Source organism: Staphylococcus sp. M0911 (assembly GCF_003491325.1).
GTDB classification, from domain to species: domain Bacteria; phylum Bacillota; class Bacilli; order Staphylococcales; family Staphylococcaceae; genus Staphylococcus; species Staphylococcus warneri_A.
Map to the genome: position 1 here is coordinate 51962 of NZ_CP022881.1, position 12338 is coordinate 64299.

Here is a 12338-nt window from a genome sequence, read left to right on the forward strand (position 1 = left end):
TAGGTATTTTAATAGTTTATAACAATATGAAAAGGAATTTGGAAGAAAAAACGGGGGAAAACGATGAAAATATTTTTGTCTATCTTAGCATGTGTATGCTTAGTTATTATAATCTTGGCGACTGGTTTATGGGGATATTCTTCTTATAAAAATATTATAACTAAAGAGAAAGAAATGCATAAAACAGAACATAAAGAATCAAAAAAGAAAACAACTAAAGAAAATAATAAACAAACACCTGAAGATACAATGCAAAATAATCAAAATACTGTTAATCAACCAGTAAGCCAACCTCAACAGCCTGTAACAAATATAACGGATACTCAACCTAAAACAGAAAGAAAAATCGATGAAAAGGAAGAACATTCTGACGAAACGATGCCTGAAATAGAGGTTTATGACTATACGGATGATAACGGAGATGGTAAACCAGAAACGATTAATGGTAGTCCAGCTGGGGATGTTGGCCAAGGTGGCGTCCCAGGAGAAACCGTTCATTAGATGAAGAATTTATATAGTTTCAAGAATAAAAGTAAATCATTAAATATATCTTTAAAATAGAATAATAACCCCTTCTATATTGACTATTTGTTTAAATATAGAAGGGGTCTTAATTTTTATAAATGTTTATTGATCAGTCTCTTTTTCGTTTCTTACAGCATCGTTTAATAGATTATCCCAGAAGCCTTGGAATTGCTCGATTGAGATGCCGTTTTCATCTTTTTGTGTTCCGACAAAGTCGCCATGGTCCCAATCGTGTTGGACAGGTGTGACTTGCCATACGCCTTTTTGAATTTGATCTGTAGCATCGACATATTTTTGATTAGATGGATGTTGTGCCGAAACTACTGATACTAGACCGTCATTTTCTCGCCAAGCTTTATCGTCTAATTTACCAATTACATTTGTAGTTGGTAAATATTTAATATTCATATGACTATTACGATGATGGATACCGTTTTTATCTGGGTCAGATGATTCGCCAGTATATGTTTTATAAACTATATTTGGGTTGAGTGACGTATGATTATTCAACTCTTGTGCACCTTCAGTTGTTAAATCATAGAATCCATTATCTTTTGTCTTCCATAAGTTACTATTTTCAACGCGTTTTACATAGTCTATATAAGATTCATCAGGTCTCTGTTTTAATCCCCATTGAGTTAAACCAAGATCGGCACGAGAGAATTTATTACCTTGTGATTTCGCAAAATCATAAACAGCTTGTCTTACAATCGCTTCATTACCTAGTAAATCAGAGGCGTGTGTGCCGTTATGAGGTGACGCTAACGTAGTAATGGAAGAAATCATGTTATCTTGTCCACCTTTATATAATGGTGAAATGTCACCACCATGTTGCTTTTGATATTCGATTTCTTCAGGATTTCCATTACGTAACATTTCTTCTAATAAACGAACGGTTTGTCCACCCATACTATGGCCAATTAAATGGATTTTCTGGCCGGGTTTCCAATCTCTATAGGCACCTGCATAAGATTTGCCATAACGTTCATGACCATATTTAGCTGCATGTGCCGCACCATAATCTACAGTGCCACCTTTGATATAGTAGTACAATTCAACCGCACGATCATAGTTACTACCTAATGCACTAACACTAGCTTCACTCACGTTATAACCTTTTGCACGTGCTTCTTGTGTGATGTTAAGACGTTCGCCACCCCAATAATTACTATCTCCTAAACCAGGTCCATTATCAGCTGTAAAACCATTAAATCCATGTACAAGTATAATAGGGTCATGATTTTTATACTGTTGTTGAGGCGCTACCTTATTTGTTTGGTCTTTAGTAGGTTGAGTAGCCTGTGTTTTGGATTTGTTGTTATGTATGGCTACCGCATTTTTAGTTAATGTATTTAGACCATCTTTAGATTGATCATCGTCATTATCTGCAGGTGTACTATCTTTAGTCGCTTGTTTATCTAGGTTATCTAAATTGATATGGCTCTCAGTCGATGTTGTGTGATCTGGTTTAGATGAATCTAGTGAATGAACTGGCACCTCTTGTGAAGCACTAGCATCTTTAGCCGTGATATGTTGTGTTGTAGATGGATGTTGTGTTGATGATGACTTTGATGGTGCTACATTTACATCTTTATGTGAGTCAGTCTGCGGAACCTCTTGTGTACCTTGCTTCTCTAAAGATGAATCTTCTTGTGATACATGTTTATTTTTTTGAGCATTATCCTCAACAGGTTCTTTAGAAGACTGTTCTTGTTTATCTGCTTTAGATGTTATATTTGACTTTGATGGTACAAGTTTTGAATCTTCATTAGGTTTAGATGTTTCATCAATATCTTGCTTTGTATTGTTAGGTTCTTGTTTGCTTGGAGTTGATTTGTCATTTGAAGCTGGTGTCTCATTTGAGTCGACTTCAGGAGATTGTTCTGATTTGTCTTGAGATGACGTTTGATCTGTATCATTTGTCTTTGTAGTTTCATGTGAAACGTCATTAGTTTTATTAATAATATGTTTAGAATTTTCGTTTGTTTGATTAGTTGATGTATCCTGTATGTTTTCAGTATCTTCTTTTGATGTTTGTGTCGAATTAGACTTAGGACGTTCAACATTCGTATTATTTGTATCAGAATCTTTCGCTTTTGTAGATTCTAAAGGTTGTTGTTGCGTTTGATCAGAGTTAGATGATTCAGTTGTTTCTTTAACATTTTGTATAGTAGTTTGATCTTGTGGTTCAGTTTCTGCTGCTTGTGCAGATTCCGCTCCAACAAATAACATAGATGCAACGATGATGGAAGATGCACCTACACTCAACTTACGAATACTATAAGAATTCTTTCTGTTTTTCATGTTATTAGCACCTCTATCTGTTAAATCTGGATTATGACCAACATTAAAAAATAAAATGCCGACAGATTAACAACGTATTTCAGAAAATCCGACGACACCCCCATCATAAATTAAGATTATGAACGTAATATAAATTTCTCTTTACAACTTCTTAAAGTTCCATCAAACAAAGGTACGTGTGAGCAACAATACACTTTACTTATTGTACAGGTTTTTGTACAATTTATTAAAAGGAGGTACAGATTATGGCAATAGTATCGTACTCAATAGCTAGAAAAAATTTTAGAAGTTTAATAGATAAAGTTAACAATGATTCAGATGCGGTGACTATAACAACTAATGATAGCAATGCTGTATTGATTTCTGAGTCAGATTACAATGCGATGATGGAGACATTATACCTCCAACAATCCCCTGCCAATGCCCAACACTTGGCTAAATCTATAGAAGATGCTGAGCGTGGAAATACAATAAAGGTAGATTTAGAATCATATGAGTAGATTAAATATTTTATTTACACCTGATGCATTTGAAGATTATAAATATTGGCAAATTCATGATAAAAAATTATTAAAAAAGATTAACCATTTAATTAAAGGTATAAATCGTAATGGCCCACTCGAAGGTGAAGGAAAACCTGAAGCTTTGAAAGGTAATTTTAAAGGATATTATAGTAGAAGAATCAATTTTGAACATAGGTTAGTTTATAAAGTACATGATTCAGAAATAATTATTGTTTCTTGTAAATATCATTATTTTAAATAATTTACTATGGTCTCTAAACAACAGATTGATATATTTCAGTCAACTACTGCCTAAATATGAATGTAACTTGAAATATATATTTATGTCCTAGACTGTTTTAATATAGATGTTTAATGATCCAATCTATTTCCCATACGAATTACATATTTCCTCATAAACCATGTTATGATAAAATATTTTAAAGCGCTTACATTTTTCTAAAAATTAAAACGATTTGGTATTTTAGTATTTTGTAATCAAATGCAATATCGTCGTTTCAATATTTAAAGGGGGATGTTAATCATGCAAGGGGATAGTATGTGGTTAACGATTGTTGGTTTAGCAATTATTATTTCAATTGTAGGATTGCTAATTGCTAAGAAGATTAGTCCGGTTGTGGGTATGACATTGATTCCATGTATCGGTGCTTTAATTTTAGGCTATAGTGTTGCCGATTTGGTGAAGTTCTTTGATAAAGGGTTAGCGCAAGTGATGAACGTTGTCATTATGTTCATTTTTGCGATTATTTTCTTTGGTATTATGAACGATAGTGGTCTGTTTAAACCACTTGTGAAGCGGTTGTTACTGATGACACGTGGTAATGTAGTCGTCGTTTGTATTATGACGGCATTACTTGGAACGATTGCACAACTCGATGGCGCAGGTGCGGTAACGTTTTTATTATGTATTCCTGCCTTATTACCATTATACAAAGCATTAAATATGAGTCGCTATTTACTGATTTTATTATTAGCGCTCAGTGCAGCAGTGATGAATATGGTGCCTTGGGGTGGTCCAATGGCGCGTGTCGCAACCGTATTAAAAGCTAAAAGTGTCAATGAATTATGGTATGGTTTAATACCAATTCAAATAATTGGTTTTATTCTCGTTATGTTACTTGCAGTGTATTTAGGTTTTAGAGAAAAGAAACGTATTCAAAAAGGGATCGCAAAGGGAGAAATTGAACAAACTCAAGATATTGATATACATAAGCTTGTTGCACATTATGAACATGAACAAGATATTAAGTTTCCCGTAAGAGGTCGTGCCAGAGAGCATGGGTCTATTAAGTGGATTAATACATTGTTAACTTTATTAGTTATGGTTGCCATGTTAACGAATATCGCTCCGCCAGAATTCGCATTTATGATAGGTGTCTCTATTGCTTTAATCATTAATTATAAGAGTGTAGATGAACAAATGGATCGCTTAAAAGCACATGCACCTAATGCATTAATGATGGCTGTTGTCATTGTAGGAGCAGGGATGTTCTTAGGTATTCTCGATGAGACGGGTATGCTTAAAGCAATCTCTACAAGTTTCATTCATATTATTCCGCAACCAGTCGGACCGTATATTCACATTATTGTAGGTATCTTTGGTGTACCACTTGATCTATTAACAAGTACAGACGCCTACTATTTCGCATTGTTACCTATTGTTAAGCAAACAGCCGCTGAATTTGGCGTATCACAAGTGTCTACTGCTTATTCAATGGTGATTGGTAATATTATAGGTACTTTCGTAAGTCCATTTGCGCCAGCAGTATGGCTTGCACTTGGTCTAGCCGAAGCCAACATGGGCACATATATTAAATATGCCTTCTTCTGGGTATGGGGCTTTGCTATTGTATTGCTACTTATTGCAATGTTAATAGGTACAGTAGCCTTTTAACTACAGGGAAGTGTTAAGGCAGTCTAAAAAATAAGCGTAGTACAGAACATGATAGTTAAGTACTACGCTTGATTTATGCGATTATTGATATTTTATGAATAAAATGCGTCAAAGACTTGATCGATATCTTTAGCTGCATCTTTGATAATATCTTCTTTAGGTAAAATGGATGTACCTTGTGCACGTGCAATGTAGAATTCATCAAAGCCCATAACTTCTTTGAACATTTCTCTTAAATAATGGTATGAGAATTCAAGAGGTGTATAACGATCTTCATTGGTATAAATACCACCACTTGCTTGTAATAGTAATGCTTTATAATCATCTGTCATTAGTCCAACTGAGCCATCGTCTGTATATTTAAATGTTTCTCTAGGAATCATAATATTATCGATGTAATCTTTTAAACGAGATGTGATATTGAAGTTGTGTAATGGTGTCAAAATTACAATACGATGATGTGCTTTAAATTGTTGTACTAAAAATGTAGATTTCTCAGCAACTTGTTGCTCTTCTTCAGATAACGGTGTACCCGCGCCAAGTTTATTCCACACGTTTAATAATTGCTCGCTATCAAGACGAGGTAATAAACCTTCATATAAGTTAAGTTCTTCAATCTCTCCGTTAGGAAATGCTTCATTATATTTTTCTAAAAACATAGCTTTCATTTGAGCAGTATAGGTACTGTCATTATTAAAATCAGGGTGTAAGTAACGTCTTCATAGTTAAATACTCCTTTGTATGTAATATGACAAGTATACACGGTTATATCATAAAATCCTATTACTATTGACTCTCAAATACATTATAAGTAATTAGTATCCTATTCACGTTAAAAATAAACGACATCATAACATTCACGTTGTTCAATTTCACACATTTTATTTCAACACACACAAATATTTTCAACAGTTAGGAATAATTTAGCGTCTTTTAAGTAAAATGGTTTGCTAAGCTAACTAAAAATGATACAGTTTTTCGTGGACAATTTTAAGAAAGGAGTAGGGTGTCGTGTCGAGTAGTGAAATGACAATAGCAAAACGAAATACGATTGTAGTAGTGATGTTAATCAGTGCATTCGTAGCTATGTTAAATCAAACCATTTTGAATACTGCATTACCGGCGATTATTTCAGGTTTAGGTATTCCTGAAACTACAGCACAATGGTTGATTACAGGATTTATGTTGGTTAACGGTGTTATGATTCCACTTACTGCATTTTTAATGGATAGATATTCCACACGTGGTTTATATATTTTCTCTATGGCTGCCTTTTTAATTGGATCTTTAGTGGCAGCACTTTCCCCAAACTTTAGTATTTTAATGGTGGCTCGTGTGATTCAAGCAATAGGCGCAGGTATCTTATTGCCGCTCATGCAATTTACGGTGTTCACCTTATTCCCAGTAGAAAAACGTGGATTTGCGATGGGACTAACAGGTATTGTCGCACAGTCTGCACCTGCGATTGGACCAACGTTAACGGGATTACTCATTGATGCGTTTAGTTGGAGAATGCCGTTTTACGTCGTCGCAACGATTGCTATTATTGCCTTTGTGATTGGTTACTTCTTCGTTGAAAACCATAGCTCTCCAAAAGATACTGCTTTAGACAAGATTTCTGTTGTATATTCTACCTTTGGTTTCGGCCTCATTTTATTCGCGTTTAGTAGTATCAGTACGGTGGGTATCACGTCACCAGCTGTAATCATTACATTTATTTTAGGTGTAATCGTGATTGCCATCTTTACATTCCGTCAGTTAAATATTGACCATCCATTGTTAAATTTACGTGTCTTTAGAAGTAAGACATTTACCTTATCAGCAGTAGCATCTATGTTGCTATTTATTGGTATCGTTGGTCCTGCATTACTCATTCCTATGTATGTACAAACAGGTTTAGGACTATCAGCGGTATTGTCAGGTCTTGTGATTTTACCAGGTGCTGTGTTTAATGCATTTATTTCTGTTTATACAGGTAAGGTGTTTGACCGTTTCGGATTACGTGTCCTAGTGATACCTGGCTTCACACTGTTGATTATTATGACGATTCTTCATACATTTTTATCAACAGATACGCCATTTTGGTATGTCGTCGTTATTTATGCGATTCGTATGTTCTCAGTCGGTTTATTAATCATGCCATTGAATACTGCAGGACTTAATGCATTACAATCGGAAGAAATTTCTCATGGTACAGCAATTATGAATTCATTACGTATTATCGCTGGGGCAATGGGTACCGCAGTTAGTATTACGATTCTTTCCATTGTATCTAAAAATGATCTAGCGGGTAGTCATACCGGGCAGTCTAAAACTGAAATGATGCGAGCAGCTACGGTGCATGGTGTAGATGCAGCATTTATATTTACAACCATCTTGATTGTGATTGCATTTATTCTATGTTTATTCATCAAAGATAAGACAAAAACTTCTAGAAAATAATAAAATTATAAAGGAGTATTTGACATGAGTGTATTTACAAAAGAGGACCATTTACAAATTTTAAAAGATATCGTAGAAATCAAAACAGTGAATGATAATGAAATAGAAGTAGCAAAATATTTAAAAGATTTATTAGAAAAGCATGGTATCAAAGCAGATATCGATGAAATTAAAGGTCATAACAATCGTGCTAACCTAATTGCTTCTATTGGTGAAGGTCACCCAGTCGTGGCGATTTCAGGACATATGGACGTGGTATCAGAAGGCGATTCTAATAATTGGCAATTCCCACCATTTGAATTAACAGAACAAGATGGCTTTTTATATGGTCGTGGCACATCAGATATGAAAGCAGGCTTAGCTGCACTAGTCATTGCGATGATTGAAATTAATCAAAGTGGCGCGTTAAAACAAGGTACTATCAAGTTAATGGCGACAGCTGGAGAAGAGATGCAACAACTAGGTTCAGAACAATTATATAAAGAAGGTTATATGGATGATGTGGATGCATTAGTCATTGCAGAACCATCCGAATCAGGTATTGTTTATGCGCATAAAGGTTCTATGGATTATCAAATTGTATCTCGCGGACAAGCAGCACATAGTTCTATGCCTGTGGTTGGACAAAATGCGATTAAACCATTACTAGATTTTGTACGAAATATTGATGAGGAATACGAAGACATTAGAAAAGAATTACAGTGTGAACAATTTGATTTCAAACATGTGATTGAGAGAATAAAAGGACGTGTGGGTGACAAAGTTGAGGAAGAAGAAATCGAGCGCGTCATTAATGGATTGGTAATTAACCATACAATTATTCAAGGTGGCAACCAAGTCAATTCTGTACCTGATATGGCAACAACAGACTATAACATTCGTACCGTTCCAGAGTTTAATAATGATCAAGTAAAAGCTTTATTTAAAAAGCATATTGAACAGATTAATAATGAAGGCGGTCAACTGGAAGAAGATATGTACTTAGACTTAGATCCTGTACTTACAACAGGGGAAAATCGTTTAATCGCGCTAGGTCAACAAGTGGCAGCCAATATTTTCAAGAGAGATGTCGTTGCAACACCAACAGTTGGTGTGACTGACGCATCTAATTTACTACGTGATAAAGATGAACATTTCTCATTCTTAATGTTTGGCCCAGGTACAGTACCACATCAAGTCAATGAACATGTGAATAAAGAAACATATCATCAATTCGTTGATTATTATATTGAATTATTAACATCTTATTTAAATGAAGCTTAAATAAACATATATAGGAGTAGCTATTGATTGCATGATATACGTATGATCAGGGCTACTCCTTTTATATTATGATAATAAGAGTGGCGTAGAAAATAGAATGAGTAAGATGATATTTAAAACACCTAATACAATGACAGTTAATTTGTGTTTACATTTTGAAAGTAAGGCTAAAAGGATGATTAAAGTCATGAAAATAAGACTAGCACCTGGCCAATACCAGAACGAGAATGTAGAATTGTTAAATAAATTAGTGAAAAAGGTCGTATAAACGATAAATAAATTCAATACTGTTAAAATAATTGAAGTGACATATAGTAAGCGGATGTTGGTCATGATGTTTATCCTTTCTAATCATGTTGTTATATTAATATCATATTATATATGGTTATTACTCAAATTTCAAATCAATTTAATTATTAAATTATATAAAGTGAAGGCACTTTAGCTTTAGGAAAATCGAGAGTTTTTCAAAAGGGAGAGAGATGAATGAATGAACGAAATGAAGTTATTATCAAGTTGCTAGATAGAGCAGATATTAAACCAGGCATGCGCATATTAGATATTGGATGTGCGACTGGGGAAGTCACTCAATTAGTAGCTGAACGTGTTGGATCACAAGGTGAAGTCATTGGTATTGATATGAATCAAACACTGTTGGAAAAAGCAGTTGAAAATAATCAATATGATCATGTGTCTTATCAACAACATGATATTTATCAATTGCCAGAAACATTAGGCCAATTCGATGTCATCATTGGTAGAAGAGTGCTCATGTATTTACCAGACGTGGCATGGGCGTTACGTATATTAAAGGACTTCTTAAAACCTGAAGGAATATTCTGCTTTCAGGAAAGTGATGCTATCAATGGCGGTACGGGTGCAGATGAACTGCCACTACATCAAACATCGATACAGTGGATATGGCAAACTGTAGCGCAAGAAGGTGGCGATATTCATATCGGCCAAAAGTTATACAATTTGTTGAACGAAATAGGTCTGAAAGACATTGATTACTTTGCGGAAGCGGTCATTCATACATCCGACAACAATGATTTAGAATGGCTTTTAGGCATTATGCTACCAAGAATGAAGGCACATCATATTGTGGACGAGACCTTCTCAATAGAAACGTTCAAAAAAGAATTAAAAGCAGAGGCACAACACAATCATAGTGCCTTCATAAGAGATATGGCATACGGAATTATAGGGAAAATGAAGTGATAAAGAAGGGAGAGGGACAGAAATAAAATTTTCTTAAAATTTATTTCGTTGTCCCACCCCGGCAAGGTTGACTAGAAATGAAAAAGCTTGGTACATTAGACCGTCTTTGTAATTTATTACTTAGACGGTTTTATGCATGAACTTTAGTTCATGTATACCTCTAAAGCTTAATTTGAACACATGAGTCAATACGCATGTGTAAGTCATTCTAATTTCTATAAGAAAAAGAATGACTTTACAGTCAACTACTGCCTAAACATAAATGTAACTTGAAGTATATATTTATGTCCTAGCTTCTCTTTTATATATGGAAGGTATAATATTAACTAGCTTTAAGATGTTTATGATACGTTGGCTTTAGTGACATATCCGTTTTCAATTGCAAACGCAATATGACCTTTGCCTACTTGATAACTATAAATGCCATCGCCTTTCTTTTTAGCAGGTCCTGTTAATGGATTTTGATAATCATAGTTATTACCATATTTTTGTTTCACTTGTTTTAAGCTAATTGAGTTTGGTTTTACTTTAATATCTACATTGTTTGCTTTGTGATTTTTATACTGTTGGAATGTTTGATCATAAATGACTTTAGAATTCGTTGGTGCTTGATATTTACCGCTAACTTTAACACCGTTGAACTCTAAATTATCCGCTTTTAAACCATTATAGAATGATTGGCTCAATACAAAGTTACCTCCTGAAGCAGTGTAACCGTTATATTTATACCAATACTGTGATGACGCCGCGTGTGCTTGGTGAGATGATACATTATCTGTAGAAACGCTTACTCCTAGTGCTGTGCCTAATACAATACTTCCCGCAACAAAAGTTTTAGTTAATTTCTTCATAAAGCATCACTCCTGTGTAATTTTCGGTAGTGAAAACGCTACCAACTTTAAAGTACAACAAATTTATAAAAGATTCAAATTTAAAGTATAAAATGATTGTCGATTTTAGCAATATAACTATTAATTTAAAAATACATTTTTGCATATACGGTATAAATATAAATGATTTCTGTTTGTTGGCCATATTTTTATAAAAATATAGTATAATTGCCTCGTATAAAGAAGTAGTAATAATATATATTTGGGAATTTTTGAAAAAACATTAAACAAAGGGGATTTATCATTGAAGAAATTTTTATTTTTAAGTGGAACAGCATTATTACTTTTGTCAGCTTGTAACAATGGCGATTCATCTAGTGATTCAAAAGGAGCATCGAAAGTAGAAGATACACAAAAGAGTGAAGACAGTAAAAAAGGGAACGATTCTAAGTCATCATCAAGCAAAGAAAGTTCAAACCAATCAAGCAAGTCTAAACAATCATCTACGAATGATATTTCGAATCTATCTGAAAAGGAAAGAATAGCGTTAATCTTTTTATCTAACGAATCAGGAGAGTACACTTATACTAAAAATGATATATTGACAGGTAGATATACTGAAAATAATTCACAAGGAAAAGAAACAAAAACTTTGACTGAATTAAAAATAAGTAAGGATGGTCAACAAATTCCGGGTGCACCTGCAGGCATGAAATTTTATAATGTTACACCATCAAAGGTTATGGCCGCTACAATTATTGGTATTAGTGATGACAAGATATATATCGGTGTTACTCAAAGTCAAATTCCTTCATATAAAGATGCCTTAAAAACTGGTGAAGAACACGATACGAAAGATGTTTATAATAAATACAAAAGCGATAGTGCTTTAAAAACAATAGCTGATAAAATTAGCTTATACGATAAGATGCCTACTTCATCTGACGACGAAAGTGATGATGATTCAAGTTCAGACGACAATAGTTCATCTGATAGTAGTTCAGATTCTGAAGAAGTGACACGTGATAATGTCATTGATAAAGTAGAATCTTACGAAGGTGAAAAGTTAGATACAGATACGTATACATTTAAAGAACCTGAAAAAACAAGTGATGGTAAATGGGGATTCTCATATGATGATAAAGAAGGTAATTTAGCCGGCTCATATACTGTTGATACAGATGATGGTTATGTGACTAAATTTGATGAAAATGGTGACAAAATCGGTTCAGGATATTAGGACTTGAATTAAATTAGAAAAGTTCGCTAAATTTGTAAAACTTTGTGTAAATATTGATTGTTAATAAGATATAAAAATAACTCCCAGCCGCGATA

The 12338-nt window shown here is 34.0% G+C and carries 11 protein-coding genes and 1 pseudogene; 8 read left to right on the forward strand and 4 right to left on the reverse strand.

Annotation, left to right across the window (positions count from 1 at the left end; translation table 11 throughout):
* The first annotated feature begins 63 nt into the window (after nucleotides 1-63).
* Nucleotides 64-501 (forward strand): hypothetical protein, encoded by a 438-nt coding sequence (locus ssp1_RS00225; RefSeq protein ID WP_075777705.1) that lies wholly within the window; start codon nucleotides 64-66, stop codon nucleotides 499-501.
* A 126-nt stretch (nucleotides 502-627) separates the two neighbouring features.
* Here ssp1_RS00225 and lip read toward each other — a convergent pair whose 3' ends face one another.
* Nucleotides 628-2829 carry a YSIRK-targeted triacylglycerol lipase gene (lip, locus tag ssp1_RS00230; RefSeq protein ID WP_075777704.1) on the reverse strand — a complete coding sequence of 734 codons (2202 nt, stop codon included), beginning with the start codon at nucleotides 2827-2829 and terminating at the stop codon, nucleotides 628-630.
* 245 nt (nucleotides 2830-3074) lie between these two features.
* On the opposite strand from lip, the gene ssp1_RS00235 reads away from it, so the two are divergent.
* From ssp1_RS00235 to ssp1_RS00245, 3 genes are all read left to right on the forward strand, one after another.
* Nucleotides 3075-3329, forward strand: coding sequence for a type II toxin-antitoxin system Phd/YefM family antitoxin (locus ssp1_RS00235; protein ID WP_075777703.1), 255 nt, complete (start codon nucleotides 3075-3077; stop codon nucleotides 3327-3329).
* Nucleotides 3322-3594 carry a Txe/YoeB family addiction module toxin gene (locus ssp1_RS00240; RefSeq protein ID WP_075777702.1) on the forward strand — a complete coding sequence of 91 codons (273 nt, stop codon included), beginning with the start codon at nucleotides 3322-3324 and terminating at the stop codon, nucleotides 3592-3594. The genes ssp1_RS00235 and ssp1_RS00240 overlap by 8 nt, the downstream gene beginning before the upstream one ends.
* A 282-nt stretch (nucleotides 3595-3876) precedes the next feature.
* Nucleotides 3877-5247, forward strand: a complete 1371-nt coding sequence (locus ssp1_RS00245) for a CitMHS family transporter (protein WP_002450206.1) — start codon at nucleotides 3877-3879, stop codon at nucleotides 5245-5247.
* A gap of 92 nt (nucleotides 5248-5339) precedes the next feature.
* Here the strand turns inward: ssp1_RS00245 and ssp1_RS00250 are convergent.
* Nucleotides 5340-5954: pseudogene (locus tag ssp1_RS00250) on the reverse strand (FMN-dependent NADH-azoreductase); the annotation flags it as partial.
* Nucleotides 5955-6258: 304 nt separating this feature from the next.
* Here ssp1_RS00250 and ssp1_RS00255 point away from each other — a divergent pair.
* On the forward strand, nucleotides 6259-7689 hold the full coding sequence (locus ssp1_RS00255; protein WP_075777701.1) for an MDR family MFS transporter: 1431 nt from the start codon (nucleotides 6259-6261) through the stop codon (nucleotides 7687-7689).
* A 24-nt stretch (nucleotides 7690-7713) separates the two neighbouring features.
* A complete protein-coding gene (locus ssp1_RS00260; RefSeq protein ID WP_075777700.1) occupies nucleotides 7714-8952 on the forward strand; it encodes an ArgE/DapE family deacylase in 1239 nt (412 codons plus the stop codon).
* 66 nt (nucleotides 8953-9018) lie between these two features.
* Here the strand turns inward: ssp1_RS00260 and ssp1_RS11855 are convergent, their stop codons facing one another.
* The gene (locus tag ssp1_RS11855) at nucleotides 9019-9285 is read right to left on the reverse strand and encodes a hypothetical protein (protein ID WP_075777699.1); all 267 of its coding nucleotides are present in this window, start codon (nucleotides 9283-9285) and stop codon (nucleotides 9019-9021) included.
* Between the two features lie 153 nt (nucleotides 9286-9438).
* Here ssp1_RS11855 and ssp1_RS00265 point away from each other — a divergent pair, with 153 nt between their 5' ends.
* A complete protein-coding gene (locus ssp1_RS00265) occupies nucleotides 9439-10173 on the forward strand; it encodes a class I SAM-dependent methyltransferase (RefSeq protein WP_075777698.1) in 735 nt (244 codons plus the stop codon).
* A 341-nt stretch (nucleotides 10174-10514) separates the two neighbouring features.
* Here the strand turns inward: ssp1_RS00265 and isaB are convergent, their stop codons facing one another.
* The gene (isaB, locus tag ssp1_RS00270; RefSeq protein WP_049425553.1) at nucleotides 10515-11024 is read right to left on the reverse strand and encodes an immunodominant staphylococcal antigen IsaB family protein; all 510 of its coding nucleotides are present in this window, start codon (nucleotides 11022-11024) and stop codon (nucleotides 10515-10517) included.
* A 283-nt stretch (nucleotides 11025-11307) separates the two neighbouring features.
* Between isaB and ssp1_RS00275 the strand changes: the two genes are divergently transcribed.
* Nucleotides 11308-12243, forward strand: a complete 936-nt coding sequence (locus tag ssp1_RS00275; RefSeq protein WP_075777736.1) for a hypothetical protein — start codon at nucleotides 11308-11310, stop codon at nucleotides 12241-12243.
* The last annotated feature ends 95 nt before the right edge of the window (nucleotides 12244-12338 follow it).